The organism is Thalassotalea sp. Y01, from assembly GCF_012932945.1.
In the GTDB taxonomy this organism is placed as follows: Bacteria; Pseudomonadota; Gammaproteobacteria; order Enterobacterales; family Alteromonadaceae; genus Thalassotalea_A.
Map to the genome: position 1 here is coordinate 32,667 of NZ_JABBXG010000009.1, position 21,636 is coordinate 54,302.

At 42.8% G+C, this 21,636-nt stretch carries 21 protein-coding genes; 4 read left to right on the forward strand and 17 right to left on the reverse strand.

Going from position 1 to position 21,636, the window contains the following annotated elements; translation table 11 throughout:
* Positions 1-4: 4 nt before the first annotated feature.
* Complete coding sequence (locus HII16_RS13135; protein ID WP_169130773.1) at positions 5-1,549, reverse strand: sigma 54-interacting transcriptional regulator; 1,545 nt, start codon at positions 1,547-1,549, stop codon at positions 5-7.
* A 484-nt stretch (positions 1,550-2,033) separates the two neighbouring features.
* Here HII16_RS13135 and megL point away from each other — a divergent pair, with 484 nt between their 5' ends.
* Entirely contained in the window at positions 2,034-3,251 is a 1,218-nt protein-coding gene (gene megL, locus HII16_RS13140) for a methionine gamma-lyase (RefSeq protein WP_169130946.1), read from the forward strand.
* A 106-nt stretch (positions 3,252-3,357) separates the two neighbouring features.
* Here the strand turns inward: megL and HII16_RS13145 are convergent, their stop codons facing one another.
* From HII16_RS13145 to HII16_RS17085, 8 genes are all read right to left on the reverse strand, one after another.
* Positions 3,358-4,251: a DUF2306 domain-containing protein gene (locus HII16_RS13145; protein WP_248289628.1), complete on the reverse strand. Its 894-nt coding sequence runs from the start codon at positions 4,249-4,251 to the stop codon at positions 3,358-3,360.
* A 121-nt stretch (positions 4,252-4,372) separates the two neighbouring features.
* Entirely contained in the window at positions 4,373-5,506 is a 1,134-nt protein-coding gene (locus HII16_RS13150; RefSeq protein ID WP_169130775.1) for a helix-turn-helix transcriptional regulator, read from the reverse strand.
* 144 nt (positions 5,507-5,650) lie between these two features.
* Entirely contained in the window at positions 5,651-6,484 is an 834-nt protein-coding gene (locus HII16_RS13155; RefSeq protein WP_169130777.1) for an RluA family pseudouridine synthase, read from the reverse strand.
* Positions 6,485-6,531: 47 nt separating this feature from the next.
* Complete coding sequence (gene msrQ / locus HII16_RS13160) at positions 6,532-7,173, reverse strand: protein-methionine-sulfoxide reductase heme-binding subunit MsrQ (RefSeq protein ID WP_169130779.1); 642 nt, start codon at positions 7,171-7,173, stop codon at positions 6,532-6,534.
* Positions 7,174-7,191: 18 nt separating this feature from the next.
* Positions 7,192-8,193 carry a protein-methionine-sulfoxide reductase catalytic subunit MsrP gene (gene msrP / locus HII16_RS13165; protein ID WP_169130781.1) on the reverse strand — a complete coding sequence of 334 codons (1,002 nt, stop codon included), beginning with the start codon at positions 8,191-8,193 and terminating at the stop codon, positions 7,192-7,194.
* 293 nt (positions 8,194-8,486) lie between these two features.
* On the reverse strand, positions 8,487-8,855 hold the full coding sequence (locus HII16_RS13170; protein WP_169130783.1) for a glutaredoxin: 369 nt from the start codon (positions 8,853-8,855) through the stop codon (positions 8,487-8,489).
* A 34-nt stretch (positions 8,856-8,889) separates the two neighbouring features.
* Positions 8,890-9,438 (reverse strand): DUF2058 domain-containing protein, encoded by a 549-nt coding sequence (locus HII16_RS13175; RefSeq protein WP_169130785.1) that lies wholly within the window; start codon positions 9,436-9,438, stop codon positions 8,890-8,892.
* Positions 9,439-9,485: 47 nt separating this feature from the next.
* The gene (locus tag HII16_RS17085; protein WP_267128074.1) at positions 9,486-9,620 is read right to left on the reverse strand and encodes a hypothetical protein; all 135 of its coding nucleotides are present in this window, start codon (positions 9,618-9,620) and stop codon (positions 9,486-9,488) included.
* 59 nt (positions 9,621-9,679) lie between these two features.
* Here HII16_RS17085 and pheA point away from each other — a divergent pair, with 59 nt between their 5' ends.
* Positions 9,680-10,861 carry a prephenate dehydratase gene (gene pheA / locus HII16_RS13180; RefSeq protein ID WP_135439515.1) on the forward strand — a complete coding sequence of 394 codons (1,182 nt, stop codon included), beginning with the start codon at positions 9,680-9,682 and terminating at the stop codon, positions 10,859-10,861.
* A 94-nt stretch (positions 10,862-10,955) separates the two neighbouring features.
* Here the strand turns inward: pheA and HII16_RS13185 are convergent, their stop codons facing one another.
* From HII16_RS13185 to HII16_RS13200, 4 genes are all read right to left on the reverse strand, one after another.
* Positions 10,956-11,450 carry an AAA family ATPase gene (locus tag HII16_RS13185; RefSeq protein ID WP_169130787.1) on the reverse strand — a complete coding sequence of 165 codons (495 nt, stop codon included), beginning with the start codon at positions 11,448-11,450 and terminating at the stop codon, positions 10,956-10,958.
* A gap of 89 nt (positions 11,451-11,539) precedes the next feature.
* Positions 11,540-11,878 carry a zinc ribbon domain-containing protein YjdM gene (locus tag HII16_RS13190; RefSeq protein ID WP_169130789.1) on the reverse strand — a complete coding sequence of 113 codons (339 nt, stop codon included), beginning with the start codon at positions 11,876-11,878 and terminating at the stop codon, positions 11,540-11,542.
* A gap of 189 nt (positions 11,879-12,067) precedes the next feature.
* Complete coding sequence (locus HII16_RS13195) at positions 12,068-15,148, reverse strand: efflux RND transporter permease subunit (RefSeq protein WP_169130791.1); 3,081 nt, start codon at positions 15,146-15,148, stop codon at positions 12,068-12,070.
* A 6-nt stretch (positions 15,149-15,154) separates the two neighbouring features.
* On the reverse strand, positions 15,155-16,213 hold the full coding sequence (locus HII16_RS13200) for an efflux RND transporter periplasmic adaptor subunit (RefSeq protein WP_169130793.1): 1,059 nt from the start codon (positions 16,211-16,213) through the stop codon (positions 15,155-15,157).
* A 174-nt stretch (positions 16,214-16,387) separates the two neighbouring features.
* Here HII16_RS13200 and HII16_RS13205 point away from each other — a divergent pair, with 174 nt between their 5' ends.
* The gene (locus HII16_RS13205) at positions 16,388-17,176 is read left to right on the forward strand and encodes a hypothetical protein (RefSeq protein WP_169130795.1); all 789 of its coding nucleotides are present in this window, start codon (positions 16,388-16,390) and stop codon (positions 17,174-17,176) included.
* A gap of 21 nt (positions 17,177-17,197) precedes the next feature.
* The gene (locus HII16_RS13210) at positions 17,198-17,635 is read left to right on the forward strand and encodes a hypothetical protein (protein WP_169130797.1); all 438 of its coding nucleotides are present in this window, start codon (positions 17,198-17,200) and stop codon (positions 17,633-17,635) included.
* Here the strand turns inward: HII16_RS13210 and HII16_RS13215 are convergent, their stop codons facing one another.
* The 4 genes from HII16_RS13215 to HII16_RS13230 all read right to left on the reverse strand — a co-directional run bounded on the left by HII16_RS13215 (position 17,636) and on the right by HII16_RS13230 (position 21,569).
* Positions 17,636-18,166 carry a thioredoxin family protein gene (locus tag HII16_RS13215; protein WP_169130799.1) on the reverse strand — a complete coding sequence of 177 codons (531 nt, stop codon included), beginning with the start codon at positions 18,164-18,166 and terminating at the stop codon, positions 17,636-17,638.
* Complete coding sequence (tyrA, locus tag HII16_RS13220) at positions 18,166-19,293, reverse strand: bifunctional chorismate mutase/prephenate dehydrogenase (protein WP_169130801.1); 1,128 nt, start codon at positions 19,291-19,293, stop codon at positions 18,166-18,168. The genes HII16_RS13215 and tyrA overlap by 1 nt, the downstream gene beginning before the upstream one ends.
* Positions 19,294-19,313: 20 nt before the next feature.
* Positions 19,314-20,396: a 3-deoxy-7-phosphoheptulonate synthase gene (locus tag HII16_RS13225; protein WP_169130802.1), complete on the reverse strand. Its 1,083-nt coding sequence runs from the start codon at positions 20,394-20,396 to the stop codon at positions 19,314-19,316.
* Between the two features lie 387 nt (positions 20,397-20,783).
* Positions 20,784-21,569 (reverse strand): hypothetical protein, encoded by a 786-nt coding sequence (locus HII16_RS13230; protein WP_169130803.1) that lies wholly within the window; start codon positions 21,567-21,569, stop codon positions 20,784-20,786.
* Positions 21,570-21,636 lie beyond the last annotated feature (67 nt).

Consider the following 21,636-nt stretch of genomic DNA (forward strand, 5'->3'; position numbering starts at 1 on the left):
GTATTTATTCGCTTGTTTTGATGCCGTATGCGCGAAGTTTCATCGCAATTTTATTATGAGATACCTGTAATCGCTCTGCCAATTTACGCGTGCTTGGATACAGGGGATATAAACGCGACAACAATTGGCGCTCAAAGTCTTGTTGTGCACACAGCCATGATTCTTGCTGTTCAATATTGCTAAATAGTGCGTCGTTTGCCTGTGACTTATTTTGCGAACTCTTTTTGTCTTGTAAAAAGTGCGCTGGAGCATCAATGATATCGCTATCGGTTTGTGCCGCTAAGCGAAAAATGGTGTTTTGCAATTGTCTGACGTTCCCGGGCCAATGGTAGGCAACGAGTTGCGCTTTGGTTTGTTGCGACATTGCCAATTCAGGTTGATTAACCTGCATCGCCGCATTTTTAAGAAAATGTTCAACCAACAGCTCGATGTCACCATGACGGTCTCGAATCGGTGGCAGGTCAATTTGCAACACATTGAGACGATAATATAAGTCCTCACGAAATGTTTTTTGCTCAACCATCTCATCAAGGTTGCGGTGACTCGCACTGACAATACGCACGTCCACTTGCCGGTCTTTGACACCGCCAAGTCGGCGTATTTTCAAATCTTGCAGAAATCGCAATAATTTTGCCTGCAGAGCGGTGTCCATTTCACCAATTTCATCGAGAAATACCGTACCGCCATCGGCCAATTCCAACAAGCCGGGTTTGCCACCGCTTTTGGCGCCAGTAAATGCGCCAGCGGCGTAGCCAAATAATTCAGCTTCTAGCATATGTTCTGGCATCGCTGCACAGTTTATGGCTAACATCGGCTTACTGGCGCGTTGTCCATTATCATGCAGCGCCTTGGCAAGTAGTTCTTTACCTGTACCGGTTTCGCCGCTGATCAGTACTGGCAAATCATTGCTGGCGTACTTGCGGGTTAGCTCTTTGATTTCCAGCATCACCTGAGACTGGCCGATGATGCTATCAAAACCACTGTACACCCCTTGTTGATATTGACTTAAGTGGCGACCGACATTGAGCAAGCTGCGCAATACGATAACGGCACCACTGACTTCCTGCTCTGAGCGCACTGGCGTGATATCAGCATAATACGGGTTACCAGCAAAGTTGATTTCTTGTGTGGTGGATTGGCCACTCAAATAAATACGCAGTTTTTGCTGAATAAATGATTGTAATGGTTGACCGACAAATTGTTCTATCGGCAATGCGACTTGGATTAACGCCGCTCGATTGGCATTGATAATAAAACCTTTATTATCGATATCAATGATTGGCTCAGGGATATTGGCAAACAAGGCTTGCAATTGTTGTGCTGTTTTTTCACCTGGCAACAATGTAACTGGGTCGATTTTATGAACACCCTCAATGGTTAATATTTGCTTGCTGAGTTGTGTATACGCTACGCCATTATCTTTGATGTGCACATAGGTGTGGTTATGTGCGACTTCCATAGCAATGATGTCACATTTCGCCTCGGCAATGACCGTTAATATTTGCTGAGTGATCCCCAACCTGTTGGTCGATATAACATTTAGACGCATTAGATCAATTCCTAATCACGGTTAACTGGCTCGCCGTATTACGCTGCCAACAACAAAAACAACAAACACGCGTAATAAAAACATTACACGTAATAAATTTATTACAACCACTAAAAAAGTCAAGTAAAGATGCAATAAACAGGCGATAAAACAGTCTAAGTAAGCAAGTAAAGGTAAACGATATACATCACCAAGCCGATTTAATCGACTGACAACAAATTCAGTGTAATAAAAATATTACAAAATAATAACCAACCACTTCTAAAACAAACAACACAAACGATTAAGTCATTGAAATTAATAACAATTAAATAATCGGCAAGCATCTTGCAGTAATCACGTCAATAAGCAACGCACACACATGTATTGGCTACTCAGGCCGTTTGATAACAACGACAACAAAAAACAACACAACCGGCTAGCTTGGAAATGTTCGGTCAATACCAGAAGCCCGTGCAAACAATTGCAACAAATAATGGGGATGATGATGAAGAAACAAATGAATATGGCAACCCGCGCCATTCACGCGGGTAAGCAACACTCTGATCAATACGGAAGTCTAGCAACACCTTTGTACCAAACCTCGACCTTCGTATTCGATTCAGCAGCGCAAGGCGCAGAGCGATTCGCCGGTGAATCAAAAGGGTATATATACACACGCTTAGGTAACCCAACAACCCGTGAGCTCGAACTCAAAGTCGCCGCACTTGAAGATATGGATGACGCTGCAGCTACGGCAACAGGTATGGCGGCGGTATCTGCAGCGCTGTTAGCGAATGTAAGCGCCGGTGACCATTTAATCGCCAGCAAGGCTCTGTACGGCTGCAGCTATGCCTTTATTAGCCATCAGCTTACCCGTTTTGGCGTAGAGGTCAGCCTCGTTGATATGAGTTGTGCAGAGAACATCAAACAAGCGATTCAGGACAATACCAAAGCGATATTTTTGGAAACTCCTATTAATCCCAATATGGCGGTCATCGATTTGCAAATGATTGCCGATATTGCCAAGCAACATAACCTAGTCTCTATCGTCGATAACACCTTTTTAACGCCAATGTTGCAACAACCAAAACAGTTTGGCATTGATGTCGTGATTCACAGTGCGACTAAATACCTTAACGGCCATGGTGATGTCGTTGCCGGCATAGTGTGCGGTAGCAACGAGATGATTGAACATATTAAATTGACCATTTTAAAGGACTTTGGTGGCACCATTAGCCCGCACGATGCATGGCTGATCATTCGCGGTTTAAAAACTCTTAACGTGCGTATGGAAAGACATTGTCAAAACGCACAAACGGTTGCCGAGTTTCTGCAACGCCAACCTCAAGTTCGCAGCGTTTATTACCCCGGCTTGGCTAGTCATCCAGATCATAAATACATCGGCACGCAAATGCAGGCTGCCGGTGGTGTGATAGCGTTTGAGCTAGAAGGCAGCATTATCGATGGTGAATGCTTTATTAATAGCATGCAGCTGTTTTCAATTGCGGTAAGTTTGGGCGATGCGGAGTCATTAATTCAACATCCAGCATCGATGACCCACTCTCCATACAGTGAAGAAGAGCGTCGCGATGCCGGTATTAGCGATACATTAATCCGAATATCAGTGGGGTTAGAGTCAGTTGACGACATTATTGACGATCTAAAACAAGCATTGACCAAAATTGCCCAACCAACACCACCAAATGTTGTGAACTTTTAGTCGTATTCACCATCATAAGTAGTGGTGCCTCGAATGCATTGTCTCCCCCGCGTTCAGGCACCAAACTTTTTCTACCATTCTTGTTGCTAGCTATTAACATTTACCATTAGAAGCTAATTGGCTCGCCACTTACTACTTGCATAAGGAATGGTGTTAAGCCAACGACACCAATTATCATTAATATAGTTAATATAAACAGCAACGCAGCAGCGACGATTTTTAGATTGGCATTAGGACGAGTAGACGCATAAAAGTAAAGTTGCGCAGCCGCCAGTGGTAAAAGAAAACAAGCAAAGGTCCAAATAGTAAAAAATGGATCGCCAAATGCAGGTTTGGCTCCTAAAACAGTACCTGTGATCATATAACTGAACACGCCTACGCGCAGAAACCACTGTGCATTGGAGACAAGAAATAATCGTATAGCCCATTGCCTATGAGTGGCGATGTCTCTATTTATGGCATGTTTAACGGCAAGGCAGGCAAAGCCCAAAATAAAAAAACCATTTATGCTTGTTCCTATCGCCGACAGCGTATCGGGACTCGCGCCGCGAATCCAAGATAAATAGAAGCCTGACATGGCCAAGCAAAACACGGTCGCTAGATAGATATAACCATTTATCTTGTGAAACCTTGGCGCAACCGCCCGCACTTTGGGAATCAATTGCAACGCTCCGCCAAAGGCAACAATGCCAGCGCCAATAGTATGCGCTGCAAAAATCAGATTTCCGGTACTGTCACCAGCTTTATATGGGCTACTGCCTAATGCCTCCCAGCGATTCCAGATTTCCATATTATCGTTGATCACTGAAAAGCCGTAGAAGGATAAAACATAATAAAAGAATAACCATTGGCCTGCCATTATCGCCAAAAACCAAAATATTGCGGAGTACTTTAATAGATTATTGGCTAAGGCTAATGTCGATTTTTTCGTTAGCTGGTCGCTCGAAACGCTTTTTTGTTGTTCGCTTGATAACGAAATATTTTTTGATGTTGTTTGCAAATCAAGTTTCTCTATTACATGAAAAGTGTCTGCAAAGTTTCTAAAAAAAGGCCATTAATGTCGTCCGAATGGGCACATTCGGTCTAATTAGTCCGTTAACCGTCTATTATTTCGCCTACCTTTAGATTTGTGGTGCTTTTTTAAACGCGGTCGGCGTGGTGCCTACTATTTTTTTAAAAGCCGAATTAAAGGTCGATTTTGATTTAAACCCCACTTCATAGGCTATCGTTGAAACCAACATGTCGCTATCCATTAGTAGCTTTTTCGCTTCTTCAACTCGGTAGCTATTCACGAATTGAAAAAAATTGGTATTGAGAAATTGTGACAGTGTTTCTGAAATATAATTCTCACTTACTGCAATTGACGTAGATAAGCTATTTAATGATAACTCATCGTCTCTATAGAGTTGCTTTTCAGCCATGGTAGCCGATAACTTCTCAGCGATTTGATGCATTTTTTCCGGCGGAATCACCGTTGTTCTTTGTTGGGTTTGCTGAGTAATGCCCTTTTCCGACTCTCTCAGCTCCGATTGATTAAGAGCAAGGTGCGTAAATGCGATTAAGATTAACAATTCAAATAACGGCAACAGCGTAGCGACAGCAAACCATCTAACCCCAATAAACGTTGCTGCGTAATTAGTAGCGTAAACAAGCCAAGCTAGCCCCCACAAAATCAACACAACTCGAAACCAATCCATTGAACGTTTTTCAATGGCAGAGTATTTATCCATTAACTGCTTGCGATGTTGTGCGTGCAATTTTAACGCTGCAAACAAGTATGCAAAGGTGAAGAAAATAAAAGCCACTGCAGAAAACAAGCAGGTATAGATGGCTATCTGCCATAGCTCGGGGTCACGGGTTGCAGGATCCGCCAAGGCGAGTTTTTGCTCGGCAGTCATGGCGAAAACAAACGGTAACATAGCAACAATAACCACAAGCGGCCCGAGTAGCGCGGTTAAATAACTTCGCACAGAACGTTTGCAGTCTGCTGACATTGCCGCATAGGCATAAAAATAAAGAGCCGGCCCCAATAGCATTCGAATAGGTAACTGAAAGCCTGCTAACCCAGGTGCAAATCGGTAAGCACCAGAATATATATAGAGTTCTCCTAAAATATGAATGATCAACAGTACTAACAGCCCTGACAAATACATTGTCTGTTTATGCTTAGGTTTGCTAGTGGCTTGAACAAGTGCCGATATAACGACCCCCAACATGCCTGAGTAAAGCACCGTTGGTACTACATCAATTGCCATATTAAATTCCGAATGCCTATTTTCGTGTCGATTAAGTTAACACATCAAGATGATAAACATAATTGTGAGCATAGTTGCGAGCATTGATTTGGGATTGGCTTGCAACGTTTTAATACGCAAATTATGCCATTAATAATCGTCGCGTTACAGTGACAAATATTGCTGTTCTGGTAATTGATAACGGTAACGTTGATTTTGAAAATCAAACGCCAATGCAACGGCTCTTAACTGCAAATCGCAAGCAAAGGTTGTTGCATCGCCATATAAACGATCACCAAGAATGGCCATGTTTAGCGACGCAAGGTGTTTGCGTATTTGATGTTTACGGCCGGTATCAATTTTAACCGAGACTAAGGCTTTATTATTGATTACATCGTTTTGCAAAAGCGTAATGTGACTGACTGCATGTTTGCCATCGACATCCAAGTCGACGGTCACCTTATCGTCAGATAATTGCCATGCGGTTGAAACCACCGCTTGATACGTCTTTGCCGTTAAGCGTTGTTCAAACGCTGTCGACAACTCTCTCGCCGCAGATTTACTATGAGCCATGACCATGATGCCGGTCGTTGCTTTATCAAGGCGATGAACAATAAATGCCGGGCGTTGCGGCTTAAGGTGGGTTTCGGCAAAACGATTGATGGTCGTGTGGTCGCCCCACTTAGACCCTTGGCACACCATGCCATAAGGCTTAAGCCAAACACTGAATGCAAGCTGATCATCAATCAATATGGCGTCATCAACCTCTTGGTTGAGCACTTGTGAGTTATAATAAAAGTGTATTTCATCACCAACTTGCAAGGCTTTTTTACTGCGCCTCAGACGCTGAGTATGCTTATTGCGCGTATACCAAACGCAACCTTTTTGCATTGCTTGCTTAACCCATTGCGCCGACAAGCCACTGGCATTGGCCAGTAAATTTACCGCGTTATGATCAGCGCTGCTGACTGTGACGTGCCACTGCTCAGGCGTATCCATATCATTTTATTTACAATTATTGATAGAAGTGTAAGTGTACCTTGTTGTTAGGTTTTACGCGACAACAAGCGAGCAAAGGACAGGCTTTTTAGTGCTTTAAGCCAAGGCTTAAACTTGCGCTGGCGAAACGATAGCAACACCAATAACACTAAAATATAGATAGAAGGTTCAATCAGTTCGGATTTGACTGACCAATAAAAGTGGATAGTCACCAACGCCGTTAACAGGTAGTTATAATTATGCAGCTTTTGCCAACTGCGGCCCATTTTACGACGAATTCGACTCCATGAGGTAATTGCCAATGCCGCTATCAACACAAACGCAACCATACCGACGGTGATATACGGCCGCTCAATAACTTCACCAATGAATAAGCCAAAGTCCAACTGTAATTCAAATAGAAAAAAGTTCGCCACATGAAGCAAGGCGTAAAACGCGGCATAAAGGCCTAACAGGCGCCTAACATTAAGCAGCCACGGCTGTATGAAATATCTAGCAACAGGCGAGACGGCTAAGGTAATCAATAATAAATTCAATGCGCCAATGCCGGTAAAATGAATGATCGCCTCAACCGGATCTGCGCCAAATTGATCACTAATCGCGAGATAATAATAGTACACCGCCACAGGTAAAGCGGCGATGTGAATCAGCGCTTTAAGCAACCATATTTTCGTTCTATGCATCGCCATAGTTAATCGAATACCGTATTAATAATACTTAGCCAAATCCATGCTTTGGTACATCTGCGCTACCTGTTCGCCATAGCCATTAAACATTTGAGTGTCGATTCGATTGCGACTAAACAGTCCCCCAGAGGTGATTCGGCGCTCGCTTTTTTGTGACCAGCGAGGGTGATCAACATTAGGGTTAACATTCGCATAAAAGCCATACTCTTTAGGTGCCAATTTACTCCAGGTTGTCGCGGGTTGTTGCTCGGTAAATTCTATTTCAACAATCGACTTAATGCTTTTAAACCCATACTTCCACGGTAACACCAAGCGAATCGGCGCGCCATTTTGTGGTGGTAAGGTTTTACCATAAAGCCCCACAGCCATAATAGTTAGTGGGTTCATGGCTTCATCCATGCGCAAACCTTCTTGATACGGGTATTTTATACCGCCACCTAAATAGTGATTGGCTTGTCCTGGCATTTGTTTCGGATCGTACAGGGTTTTAAATTTTACGTATTTTGCCTTGCTGGTTGGCTGTGCCAGTTTAATCAAATCGCTTAATTGGAACCCTAACCAAGGCACAACCATCGACCACGCTTCAACGCAACGTAAGCGGTAAATACGCTCTTCTATGTCAAAGCGACTGAATAAGTCGTCATAACCTAAGGTCAATTGTCTTTCTACTTCACCGCTAATTTTTAATTGCCATGGATTGACCTTAAACTTTTGGGCGAGCTCGGCAGGTTGGTGTTTTTGCGCACCAAATTCGTAAAAATTATTGTGCGTCGTCACTTTTGACTCAGGGGTGAGTTTTTCACTAATCGACGCTTTGTTGGTTTTAGAGAACGCTAATTCACGCAAACTGAATTCGTTTGATTCTTTGCCATTGGCCATGCTTAGGCCTGCATAAGGGGCTAATAGTCCGGCAGCGCCAACATAGCCTAACTTCTTCAACAACTGGCGACGTTGCTGATAAATTTTTTCATCGGTAACTTGGCTTTCTTTGCAGTTAAACTGCTGCTTCGATAATTTTGCCATAACGGTACTGTGCCCCAACTATACGTTAACTTTAAACTAGGACAGATGATACGAACATAAAATTTCCTCAGTTCATCATATTCAACAACAAATATTTGTGTAAATCATGCTATGGCTGCAGAAATACTATTAGACAATGATATGTCGAGAAGCCACGCACTCGTTGCATAAAATTGCTGACAGTTCAGTTCATTTACGCTTGCCAATCAATTTTTTTACCAAACCACAGACACAAAAAAGGCCGCAGAACCGGCCTTTTGCTGACGATATAACTAACGTTGCGCGGATTTAACTTACGCGGCTTTAGCTGCCACATCATCAAGATACTTGATGATCGCAGATGACTCGTACATCCACTGACTGCTGCCATCTTTATTATCTATACGCAGACACGGTACAGTGCGCTTGCCACCTCTTTCAATCAAGTGTTGTAAATTATCATCTTGTTTAATGTCGACCAATTTAATGTTTAAGCCCTGACGTTTCATTGTACGACGTACTTTGACACAAAATGGGCAGGCATTAAGCTGGTACAAACTAAAACTATCGGTTGTTTGATCTAATTTTTGCTGACTGTCACTGTCACGCTGCACCGACTTTGGTGAAAAAATAAAATTAAACAATAAAATCAAACGGCCCAAAATAAAACGAATTAACGCCATTTACTACTCCTCAAAAAAATATTTAAAACTTGGCTTACCACATCAAATCATCTGGGATTTGATAATCGGCATATGGATCATCTTCATCGACCATATCATCTGCTTTGTCGTGACGAAGCAGAACCACTGACTCATCAATCTGCGCCAGTTTCGCTGCCGTCTCCGCGGTCACCACAAAGCTATTACCATTCATCGCACAAATCGCCAAACGGCCATTAATTAACGCCTTTTGCGTTTGCGCATTAATGTACAACTTTTTCACCTTGCCGTGCTCGGTATAGTTGTACTCAAGTTCACCATCAATGTCTTTGATATGGTGATGTTCTAATATCTGCAACATACGATGTTGCTGCTCTTTCTCGGCAAGCTGTTGCTGCTTTTGCTGATTCAGTGCTTTGTCTTTCTCAGCTTTGTCAGATTTCGCTTTGGCAAGATCTTGCTGCACTTGCTCTTGCAACGTGGCTTCAACTTTAACACCACTGTTTTTTTGTTTTTTCTTTTTACGCCTATCGGTATTGGCTTGACGCGCTTTTTGCTTAGTCGTCAACCCAGCCTTTAGCAATTGATCTTGTAAAGAAGACATCGTTCACACCCAGTTAGTAAGTTCAATAGCATATAAATGGCGCTATCTTAACAGATTTCAAGTTTTTCGTTGACAGTTTTCCTTAAGGTTAATAGAGTAAAACCATGAATAAATTCACCAGCCGCTTCTTTTTTATCTTTTTTACCGACTGACGTTGGGGATTTTTCGTAAATAATTTTCACGAAACCTCCCCAAGCGGAGGTTTCTTTGTTTTTGCCTTTGGACAATTTAAGGTGTTGTCATGACCGACAGTTTGGATTTAAACGTAATTAGAGAACAGATCACCGATCTTGATCAGCAACTGCTTGAGCTATTTGCCGAGCGTCGAGCTTTAACCTTAAATGTGGCGAAAAGTAAGGCTCATCAGGTACGCCCAGTGCGTGACCAACAACGCGAACAAGAACTATTAGTTCGCCTCATTCAAATAGGTAAAGAAAAAGGCCTTGATGCGCACTATGTGACCAGTGTTTTCCAAACCATTATTGAAGACTCGGTATTAAACCAGCAAGCATTTTTGCAGCAACTTAAAAACCCAAATATTAAAACACCTAGAGTTAGCGTTGCTTTCCTAGGAGATAAAGGCTCGTATAGCTATTTGGCATCCTATCGTTATTTCTCTCGCCGTGCTGAAGAAATCACTGAGTATGGTTGTGACAGCTTTGCCGAAATCCTCAATCAAGTGGAGTCTGGAAACGTTGATTACGGTGTATTGCCAATTGAAAATACCAGTTCAGGGTCGATAAATGAGGTTTATGATTTACTGCAACACACCAACCTTTCCATCGTCGGCGAGCTATCACAGCCAATCGATCACTGTTTACTGACCTCGGTTAACAGTAAGCTGGAGGATATCAAGGTTATCTACGCCCATGCGCAACCTGCGGTACAATGCAGCAACTTCTTGCATAAGCAAGATGGCATCCGCATTGAGTATTGCGACTCCAGTGCGCAAGCAATGCAAAAGGTGGCACAAACCAAAGACCAAAACATTGCGGTTATTGGTTCTGAGGAAGGTGGTAAGTTATACGATCTATTGCCATTGGTAAAATCCATTGCCAATCAACAAGAAAACCATAGCCGTTTTATTTTAGTGGCAAGAAAGCCGGTTGATGTGGCAGAACAAATTCCAGCGAAAACCACGTTTATTATGGCAACGGATCAAAATCCTGGGGCGTTGGTGGACTGTTTGATTGTCCTAAAAGAATACGGCGTCAACATGACCAAACTTGAATCGAGACCGATTCAAGGGCGACCTTGGGAAGAGATGTTCTATATTGACGTTGAAGCCAATTTACAAACGGCAGCGATGCAAGAAGTGTTGAATAAGCTGACCAAGCTGACCCGTTTCATCAAAGTACTGGGTTGTTATGCCAGTGAACAAATCAAACCGACGCAAGTTCCCGTAGAGGCCTTGAAAAAATAGTCGAGAGGACTCTTGGTTAATTCGATTTGCCGTTAGCCAAGAGTGTATAACCTTGTTAGATAATAAACAGTTAAGCTAAACCAAGACTGGTGAGCTAACTGTTTTTTAAGGCCTGATTTTCGACTCGAATTGATTTGTTGCCTTTAAAGTCGTCATACAGCTGCTGGTGCGCACGGTGTGAGAATGTATCATCACGACGTGTATAGGCTGAAATCCAATCTATCAACATCGCTAAATTTTCATCTTGCGCTTGTTTTGATGGGTATTTATGAGGTTCCCATGGGCGACGTTTGGCGTTTTCAATACAGGCGTGAATAGGTAAGTTTAAGAAAATCACCTCGTCAGCGTCAGCCATCACCATGTGTAATAAATCAGCGTAACAGCCTTCAATCACCCAATCTTGATTACGCGCTAAAAATTCGTCAATCAATTGCCGAGACTGACTAAGCGGTTTGCGTTGTGGCGGCACCACAGCTTGCCAAGCGATGGTATCTAAGTCTAAGTGTGCACAAGCACAGCTATCGCGTAGCTGTTTTGCCAGCGTTGATTTGCCAGAGCCTGAATTGCCAAAAACCACGACTTTAGTCATTAACGACCCTTTTTATTTTAAATTAGCGAATTAGTAAGTTAGCGCACCAAACCGCGACAGCCCCATATTACTTGTATGATGATGCTCACTTACGACTTTTTAACGAACTTAGCGGTCACCATCATTTCGCCGGCACCATCGACCTTACAGTCGAGTTGATGATCTTTGCTGTCTTGAATACGTCTAATCAATACTTTTGTACCAATCTTAATAACGTGTGAACTGCCTTTAATTTTTAAATCTTTGACGACCGTTGCTTTGTCACCCTCATTAAGCTGTGCTCCATTGGCATCTTTAACGATGACCGCATCGTCATCAATGACCGCCTGTTCAGGGTTCCATTCGTGGCCACATTCAGGACAAATTAATTGATTTTGATCTTGGTAAACGTATTCGGATTTGCATTCAGGGCAAGGAGGAAAAGACATAATATTGGCTTCTTTTGACGGCTAAAATATAAACATTTGGCATCCATCTCAGTCTAGTTTAAAGGCTGCAATGCCGTTGTCATTATATGGAAAAATAATGACAGCTCAAATAAAAACGCCTAACACGCAGATAAAAAAGCCGCACCTATTAACAGTGCGGCTCATTCGTTATGCAACAGAGATTAACGGTTAGCTTTGCTCATCGATTTGTTTGGCGATAAACTCTGGTGATTTGGTATTACGACATAACCAGTAGTACGCGCCCGGAACAACAAACAAGGTAAAGATAGTGGCAATACTAACCCCAGCAAAAATAACCACACCGAGTACCATGCGGCTTTCCGCACCAGGGCCTATGGCAATAACCAAAGGAATGGCACTCATTACCGTGGTAAACGATGTCATCACAATAGGTCGTAATCGTTGCTGCGACGCTTGTACTATGGCGTCGCTAAACTCGATACCTTTATCACGTAATTGATTGGCAAATTCAACAATTAAGATACCGTTTTTCGCCGCCAAACCAATCAACATCACAATACCAATTTGACTGTAAATGTTAAGACTCATGCCCATGAGGTATAAGCCTAATAGACCACCAACCAAAGCAAGAGGTACGGTCAGCATGATCACAAATGGGTGCACAAAGCTTTCAAACTGTGCAGCTAGAACCAAATAGGTAATCAACAATGCCAAAGCAAAAATGAAGGTCATCGAACTGGCGCCTTCTTTTAGCTTCAATGATTGTCCAGTGTAATCAACAGAGGCTTCAACAGGTAGCTCTTCCTTAACCACATTATTTAAAAAGTCTAATGCTTCACCTAAGGTATAGCCTTCAGCTAAATTACCTTCAAGGGTAATACTGCGCAGTCGGTTATGGCGGTTCAGTTGTTTGGAGCGGGCATTTTCAGAAAAGCTGATCAAGTTAGACATTGGGATAAGCTGCTCTGTTGCTTTTGAACGCACATAAATATTATCAATGGCGCTAGGGCTACGATAATCACTTTCGTCACCTTCTAATATGACATCGTATTCCTCACCGCGATCAATGTATGTTGTAACTCGACGATTACCCAACATGGTTTCCAGGGTTTTACCGATATCGCCAACAGAAACACCTAGATCGGATGCGCGCGTGCGATCGATGTTCACCAATAGCTGTGGCGAGGTTTCTTTATAGTCACTTTCTAAGCCGATGATACCTGGGTTTTGTTGGGCACGAGTCATAATGATGTCGCGCCAGCGCGCCAACTCTTCATAACTATTACCTTGCAGAACAAAACCGATTGGACGACCACCGCCACCACGACCACCTAAACCACCACGACTCATCACAAAGGCACGTACATCGGTTACCGTCGATAGCTCACGGTTGAAATCACTGATAAACTCTTGAGTAGAGATGTCACGTTGATCCCAAGCCGGCAGACCAATAATGGCGATACCACCGGTATCACGAAAACCGGGAACACGGACAATAACGCGTTCTAATGTGCCTTCTTGATAATGACGTAATAGCTTCTGCTCAATTTGACGCATATTACTGACATTACTTTCGTAACTTGCCCCTTCAGCACCACTCATAATCAAAAAGGCGCCGCCACGATCTTCTTTTGGCGCGTATTCATTCGGTAACTTATTGAAAATAGTCACCAATAACGCAAATGCTAAGATCATAATAAAGGTCAACATAACCGGCTGCTTAATGGTCGAATGCAATAAATTGGCATAGCCCACTTCAAGCTTGGTAAAGCCTTTATCTAACAGTTGCCCAAATGACGAGCTACGTTGGCGATGTTTCAATAATTTCGAGCACATCATTGGTGTTAATGACAGTGCAGTGAGGCTGGAAAAGATAACCGCTGCAGCAATGGCAAGGGCAAACTCGGTAAATAAGCGGCCGATATCGCCAGACATAAACACCAATGGCACAAATACCGACACCAATACCAAGGTTGTTGCAATAACCGCAAACGCCACTTCACGGCCACCATTGTAGGCCGCCAGCAATGGCGCTTCACCGTTTTCAATTCGACGGTAAATATTTTCCAGCACAACAATCGCATCATCAACCACCAAACCTATGGCAAGCACCAACGCCAGTAAGGTTAACAAGTTAATGGAAAAGCCAAAGGCACTGAGCACCATCATTGAGCCAATCAAGGCAACTGGAACCGTAACCGCCGGGATCAAGGTTGCCCGAATATTACCGAGGAAGATAAAGATAACTAGCACCACCATAAACATGGCAATACCTAAGGTGTTATATACTTCGTCGATAGACTCTTTGATAAAAATAGACGAATCATAGCTTGGTACGATAGTGGTACCGGAAGGCAGATTGTCTTTGATGATATCCATTTCCTTGCGCGCCGCATCAACCACAGAAATGGTGTTCGCGGTAGATTGCTTGATAATACCAAGACCAACCATGTTTCGGCCATTGCCTTTAAACATGGTTTCATCGTCTTCGGCCATGACCTTAACCTGAGCTACATCAATAAGACGTACCAATGAATTATTATCACCACGGGCAATAACCATATTGGCAAAGTCTTGTTCGTTCTTATAGCTACGTGCAACACGGACGCTAAAATCTCGGTCGACCGATTCAATTTCACCGGCAGGTAATTCAACGTTTTCTGCTCTTAAGGTATCTTCTACGTCAGTTACGGTGATGTTACGTGCCGCCATGGCCTTACGGTTAAGTAATATTTTCATCGCATAGGTTCGGCCACCACCGACCATCACTTCGGCGACACCATTTACCGTGGCGAAACGATCGGTAATATAACGATTGGCGTAATCGGTTAATTCAAGTGTGTTAAACACATCACTTTGCAAGGTAAACCAGGCGATAACATCGCCATCATCATTGGCTTTTAGCACCTCTGGCGGATCGGCTTGATCAGGTAAGCGTCGTACTTCCGCTGAAATCTTGTCACGCACATCATTGGCAGCACCATCAATATCGCGACCTAGTTCAAATTCAATGGTAATACGCGAACGACCATCAGTTGATGTCGAGGTGATTGATTTAACCCCTTCGATACCGCTGATTTTGTCTTCCAACAATTGCGTTATCTTGGTTTCGACAATAGCTGCGGAAGCGCCAGGGTATGACGTCTGTACCGTTACCACTGGTTTGTCGGTATCTGGGTATTCACGTAATGGTAAAGTTAAGAAAGCAACGATACCAAACGTAACGATCAATAGGTTAAGTACGGTTGCAAAAACCGGACGTTTAACTGATAAATCCGATAAAATCACCCGTCGTTACTCCGTATCCAGCTGCGTTTTGATCATCGCGCCATCGCGCAATTTCAACGCACCTTCAATAACAATTTGCTCACCTTCAGCAATACCCGAGATAATTTCAACGGAACCCGGCTTACGACGACCAATAACCACGTCAATTCTTTTAGCCACACCGTCACGGGCGACAAATACAAAGTGCTTATCTTCAAAAGGAATAATGCCACTTTCAGGTATTTGCAATAACTGCTCAACATCACGCTGTAAAATGATGCTCATCAACATGCCCGGTCTTAGCTGTTTTTGTGCATTTGGAATTTCAGCGCGAATTTGTACAGTACGAGTTACCGCATCAACACGCGGTGAAATACCGGTCACTTTACCGACGAACAATTTGTCAGAGAAAGCGATATTACTGGCACTGATTGACTGACCTATTTCAATGGTATTGATAAAACGCTCTGGAATATTAAAATCGACTTTGATTGTGCTTATATCGTCAAGGGAAGTGATTTCTTCGCCTTGTGAGACCAAGGCACCCGCCGAGACTTGACGAAAACCTAGTTGCCCGTCGAAAGGCGCTTTAATGGTTAAATTTGATAGTATCGCTCGCGCACTTTTTAATTGTGCTTCTAATGCTTTAACCTTGGCTTTTTGCTCGTCACGTTGTGATACCGAACCAACGCCCTTATTTAATAGTTCGCGGTAACGCAATAATTGCGCTTCAGCAATTTCTAAGTTGGCTTGCAACTCAGCAATTTTTGCCTCTTCTTCATCTTTAGACAGTTCGACCAATATCTGGCCTTTTTTAACTTCATCACCGTCATTAAAATGCACCGACTTAATAATGTCAGTGTACTGTGCGGTTAATACCACTTCCTCGTTGGCTTTGGCGGTACCCAATGCTTCAAATTCGTCACTGAAATCGGCCATCACAACCGGTGTGGTGATGACATTAATAATACGCGCACCACGAGATGCCTTGTTTTGCTCCTGTGGCCAATTAATGTAGGCTAGTAAGGCAATCAAAACGAGCGCTAGAAATATAATAGGCCAACGCGAAATTTTATTATTTTCCATGAAAATCAGATATCCAAAGTTACAGCTAGGTTAAATTAGCGGCACTATATACGAATTTACATCCCTATACGATTTCTAAACGTTGAATTACACATTTTTCAGGTTAAATAAAACGCAAGCATGTCTATAATAAAAACATAGATATTAAATGTGTTAACTAAGCTTAGGAAAATTATGAATAAACTTGCAATTGTAGCTGCCACCTTGTTATTGATCTTTGGTGGTGTGTTGTGGTTTCTCGCCTCTGTCGACTGGAATGGTTTTATTCGCAGTCAAATTGAAATCGTCGGCAGCAAACTGACCGAAAATACCGTTACTGTTGATAAGGTCGATTTAAAACTTACCGAAGGTTTTGGCGGCATTTACGGTATCGCCTTTAATAACCCAAGTAAGTATCAACAAAAAAATGCCTTTTATCTTGGCGAAGTGTCGTTAGATATCGACCTAAAAACCATCACCAAGCAACCTATCGTATTGGAGTCGGTTAAATTAATTGACCCGCAAGTGTTTGTTGAATTTGAAAAAGATGGCAGTAACAACATCAGTGACTTGATGAAAATTATCAACAGTAAGTTTGATAAAAATGGCCAGCCTAATGAAGATGTACAAACTGATCGCCCTGCCAAGCAGGGCGAAGAAAAGCGCATTGCCATCTCTAACTTGGAATTGGCAGGTATCGCCTTAACGCTCGATTTAACCAAAGTTAACGGTAAAACCATGGACGTTGAAATTCCGGCGTCTAAGCTCGGTAATATTGGCGGTAGCGAAGGTTTGCCGGCGAGTCAAATTGGCGCAGTGGTTGCCAAAGAAGTGTTTAGTCAAATCAGCAAAGAAACGAAAAAGCAGTTCGAAAAGGCTGCAAAGCAGCAATTAAAAGACAAAGTTGAAAAAGAAACCAAGGGCTTCTTCGATAAGTTACGCGGTAAGAGCAAAGATGAAGAACCGGAAAAGCAAGGCAGTTAAGCCGTTATTCTGGCAACTTTTATGACTTCTAATAACCAACCACAAAGTGTTGGCCAACAAATTAAACAGCACATGATAGCAATAATCTCCATGATTATTGCTATCACCTCTTTGTCTTATAATACTTGGCGTAATGAAGTTACCGAACATAACCGTAATGTCAGAACCTCGTCGTTTGAAATACTTAAATCACTGGCCGAACTGCAACTCTTAGTCGATAGTACCTATTACGATAAAGCCCCACTGGATAACATTCGCGGCTGGCGCTTTGTTCTGTATATCAATGACTTATCAAAAACTGTCAATCTCGCCGTAGAAAGCGACGCGGCACAGTTGCACAATCTATGGGGTGATCATTGGCAGCATTTAGAAACCAAGTCAGACAGTAACGAACAGGTTAATAAAGCGATAGAAGAGGTGCGCTCAGAAGTTCTGAGCACACTGAATGAGTTGGATTAGCTATTTTGCTTGGGCAAAAATAGCAAGAATATCTTCACCATTGGTAGTCTTTGGTTTTTCCACAACACGGCCAATTTCCTGACCATCTTTGATAACCACAAAAGTCGGCGTAAACTTTATGTTAGCCGCTTTAGCTTCACCGTTAGCATCAGACTTTTTGGTATCCAATGCGATTAAACGAATCTTTGCCGATGAATCGACAAATGCTTTTAAAAACCTTGGTACTTCACGTTGGCTGTCATGGCACCATGAACCAAAGTAAACATCAATACTGACATTATCAGCAATCTCGGCAACAGCCGTTAATTCTGTTTCTAACGGTGTATAGTTTTGATAGTTTTCAGCAAACTCAGGCTGTTGTTCTAGCAACACCTTGGCTGAAATTGGCCCGGTTGATTCATGCTCGCCAGCAAAAGATTCATCCATATACAAGGCCGCGGCGAATACAATCCAAGCGATGATGGCAAGTGCCATAATCTGCTTTTTGTATTTGCTTAAAAAACCAATTTTATTATCTTCTTGCTCGCTCATTATTCACGCTCTTTTGCTTTATCTAACATTATCGATGACTCTTCAAGAAACGCTTGGGCATCGTCTCCAAACCAATTCGCCACTTGATTAAACTTTTCAATAAAGCCTTGTTTATCATTAGCTTTAACATCAACAAGCATATCACGAAAACGGTCAATAAAACGTTCCATCATGGCGACATTATCTGTATTGGAAAATATGATATCAGCGTAAAGCTGGGGATCTTGAGCAAACAAGCGCCCTACCATTGCAAGCTCTAAACGATAGATTGGTGAACTCATCGCCAACAACTTTTCCAAGTCAGCCTGCTCATGCATTAAATGATAACCGTAACAGGCCGTAGAGAAATGTCGCATTACCTGAACCATGGCCATGGCATTGTCATGCTCTGCGGCCTCAACCTGATAATTATTCGCACCCCAAACCTGAAACTGCTGCAATAGCCATTGGTATTTATCGGCCATACGACCATGACAAATAATAATGGTTTGCTTGATAAAACCAGTCACACCTGGACCAAACATCGGGTGCAAGCCCAATACAGGCCCTTTGTGCACAGCAAGCATGGCCGCTAAAGGTTGCTCTTTGATACTGGTTATATCCGCTAAAACACATTGCTCAGGCAAATAAGATAATTGTTTAATGATTTCGTCGGTGATGTTGATTGGCACCGCAACGATAACCAAGTCGGCATCCATCACTATCGCTTTCGCCTGCTGCCATTGGTGTTTTTCAATAATGTGCACGGGATAGCCAGTGCGGGTAAATAAATCAACAAATACCGAGCCTAATTGGCCGCCACCACCGATGACGACGACCTTATTGATGTCGGGATTTACACAGCGGTAACCTTGTTCATCTTGCGATTTATAAGAATCACGCATAATGCGACGAAACACGTCTTCAACCAATTGCGGGTTTATTGCTTTGGCGTCGGCTCTTTGTTTTAAACTGTCTAACAGCTGCTGCTCACGCTCTGGGGCAAAAATTGGCATACCCACTTGGCTTTTCAATTCGCCAACACGCTTGGTCACCTGACGACGTTTGACCAATAGTTCAAGCAATTGCTTGTCTATTTGGTCTATTTGGTCGCGACATTGCCCTAGTCGCTGTTCAAAATCCTTCATATTTGCAGATTACTCGTAGTCTATTCGCCACTAATTCGCTCAGGTAATACCGAGCGCAGTTTATGGTATGTATTGTCCATCAAGGTTGCAGTTGTTTGCCAGTCAATACATGCATCGGTTACCGATACACCATATTTTAATTGGTGCTTAGGCAGGTTAGTACTCTGATTGCCTTCATGCAAGTGACTTTCCAACATCAAGCCTATGATAGAAAGATTACCTTCACAAATTTGATTAATCACATTATCCGCCACCAAAGGTTGGCGATTATGATCTTTGCTTGAATTAGCGTGCGAGCAATCGACCACTAAAGCTTGAGGTAAATTGGCCTTTTGCAATTGCTGCTCGCATAACGAGACATTAACAGAATCGTAATTTGGTTGCTTACCGCCACGCAAAATTACGTGACCATCTGGATTACCCGAGGTTTTAATTAAGGCCACCTGACCTTCGCGGTTTATGCCCATAAAACGGTGTGATGAAGCCGCTGATTGCATAGCATTAATTGCCACATCTAACGAGCCATTGGTACCATTTTTAAAGCCGATTGGCATCGACAAACCACTGGCCATTTCACGATGCGTTTGCGATTCTGTGGTTCGCGCCCCTATGGCCGACCAACTGAATAACTCAGCCATATATTGTGGTGAAATTGGATCCAACGCTTCGGTTGCCAAAGGCAAGCCAAGTTCGGTTAAGTAAATCAGCAATTCACGAGCGGTTTCAAGACCATTGGTGACATCAAAGCTGCCATCCATATTTGGATCGTTAATAAGGCCTTTCCATCCAACAGTGGTTCTTGGCTTCTCAAAATATACACGCATAACGATATACAAACTGTCTTGATACTTGTCATGTAATTCTTTTAACTTGCGACCGTATTCTTTTGCCGCATCCACGTCGTGCACTGAACACGGACCAGAGATAACCAATAAGCGATGGTCCTGCTTGTGAATGATGTTGGCGATGTTTTGTCTTGCTTGCAAAATGAATTCACGGTTCGCGTCAGTAAGCGGTAACTTCGCCTTTAGCGCATTAGGTGTAATCAGTACTTCTTCGGAGTTAACGTGAATATCGCTTAGCTTAATCGTTTGCGTCGTCATAATAAAATGATCCCAGTTTCTTTTTAATGTGTGTTTGTTAGGTGTTGCGAGTGTGTTTTTTATCTGCCGGGCAAGGCAAGGGTTACCAGATGTTTCTAGTAATAAAGATAGGTATAGCGATAATATCGAAAAGAAGTTGTTAGTAGTGTCATGCTTCTGTCGCAAAAAGAAAAAATAATGCAGAGCCTTGTCGGTGTTAACAATGAGCATCTGCTGCCCTATGCGTTTATTTGTAACAATAAATCCCCGACCTTGGCAAGAACTAATTTTCAACAAATTGTTATCTTTTATAACAAAAGCGATAAATAGCTCGAAAAGTACGATTAATTCCCGAAAAAAGCCCAGCGATGATACGTGTTATCAGCTGGGCTGCAAATTTGGGCCAACTTAAAAATAATGGCGTACGCCTATCAAAGCTTCTGTTTGCCACTCGCTCGATAAACTGCTGTTAAACACATCTACCTCTGTTTTACTTACGTCGTAACGGGTATTGAGCCACCAGGTACGGCTGTCATTTAATGGTACATTTAATGATGTTTTTACCGATAAGCTGTGCATATCGATATCATCACCATTAAGATCCTGCCATTCTGGGACAACCGATACATAAGCACCATTTTGGCCAATGTATTTGGCGCTGATTACTCCCAAAGAGTAACCAATCAAGTCATCGTAGCCATCGGATACGCCTTTGACTTTCATGGTTCCTGTAGTAACGCCAAAACGTGGGTACACCAGCAAGCCGCCGGTATGCTCAGGGTTTATGGCAAATACACCACCAATCGATAACAAGTCGTTTTTAACCTCGGTATTGGTTTTGATGTAATCGACCGACAAGCCTATTTTCGGGATATCGTCACTTTGTCCAGAGAATACGTGAAAATACTGCAAGCGACCATGACTAAAACTTGTGCCAAATTTATTATCATCACGTTCTGCGACATTATTCTCATCGGTTAAGGTGATTTCGCCGAGTAAGGCAAACTGTCTGCCATTATCAAGGCCACCGGAAAACTGGCCTTGCAGTTGAATATCGGAGCTGCCGTTTAGCATCAGCGCACCTTGAGTATAGACATTGGTGACATCTGCCGGATCAATTTCTTTGCCTTGTTCAGCAAGAACTGGCGCAGCGAAAGCCAGTGCCAAAGGCACAATTAAAGTATTGTATTTCATAATAATTTAAGCTTAAGAAGGGCTTCATCCTTGAAGCGATTTAATAGGAGCCAGAGACAAATCTCTG

Bases quoted from the DNA above. Each gene is read 5' to 3' on its own strand.
- HII16_RS13135 (WP_169130773.1), bottom strand. From the start codon at position 1,549: ATGCGTCTAAATGTTATATCGACCAACAGGTTGGGGATCACTCAGCAA.
- megL (WP_169130946.1), top strand. From the start codon at position 2,034: ATGATGAAGAAACAAATGAATATGGCAACCCGCGCCATTCACGCGGGT.
- HII16_RS13150 (WP_169130775.1), bottom strand. From the start codon at position 5,506: ATGGCAATTGATGTAGTACCAACGGTGCTTTACTCAGGCATGTTGGGG.
- HII16_RS13155 (WP_169130777.1), bottom strand. From the start codon at position 6,484: ATGGATACGCCTGAGCAGTGGCACGTCACAGTCAGCAGCGCTGATCAT.
- msrQ (WP_169130779.1), bottom strand. From the start codon at position 7,173: ATGGCGATGCATAGAACGAAAATATGGTTGCTTAAAGCGCTGATTCAC.
- msrP (WP_169130781.1), bottom strand. From the start codon at position 8,193: ATGGCAAAATTATCGAAGCAGCAGTTTAACTGCAAAGAAAGCCAAGTT.
- HII16_RS13170 (WP_169130783.1), bottom strand. From the start codon at position 8,855: ATGGCGTTAATTCGTTTTATTTTGGGCCGTTTGATTTTATTGTTTAAT.
- HII16_RS13175 (WP_169130785.1), bottom strand. From the start codon at position 9,438: ATGTCTTCTTTACAAGATCAATTGCTAAAGGCTGGGTTGACGACTAAG.
- pheA (WP_135439515.1), top strand. From the start codon at position 9,680: ATGACCGACAGTTTGGATTTAAACGTAATTAGAGAACAGATCACCGAT.
- HII16_RS13185 (WP_169130787.1), bottom strand. From the start codon at position 11,450: ATGACTAAAGTCGTGGTTTTTGGCAATTCAGGCTCTGGCAAATCAACG.
- HII16_RS13190 (WP_169130789.1), bottom strand. From the start codon at position 11,878: ATGTCTTTTCCTCCTTGCCCTGAATGCAAATCCGAATACGTTTACCAA.
- HII16_RS13200 (WP_169130793.1), bottom strand. From the start codon at position 16,213: ATGGAAAATAATAAAATTTCGCGTTGGCCTATTATATTTCTAGCGCTC.
- HII16_RS13205 (WP_169130795.1), top strand. From the start codon at position 16,388: ATGAATAAACTTGCAATTGTAGCTGCCACCTTGTTATTGATCTTTGGT.
- HII16_RS13210 (WP_169130797.1), top strand. From the start codon at position 17,198: ATGACTTCTAATAACCAACCACAAAGTGTTGGCCAACAAATTAAACAG.
- HII16_RS13215 (WP_169130799.1), bottom strand. From the start codon at position 18,166: ATGAGCGAGCAAGAAGATAATAAAATTGGTTTTTTAAGCAAATACAAA.
- tyrA (WP_169130801.1), bottom strand. From the start codon at position 19,293: ATGAAGGATTTTGAACAGCGACTAGGGCAATGTCGCGACCAAATAGAC.
- HII16_RS13225 (WP_169130802.1), bottom strand. From the start codon at position 20,396: ATGACGACGCAAACGATTAAGCTAAGCGATATTCACGTTAACTCCGAA.
- HII16_RS13230 (WP_169130803.1), bottom strand. From the start codon at position 21,569: ATGAAATACAATACTTTAATTGTGCCTTTGGCACTGGCTTTCGCTGCG.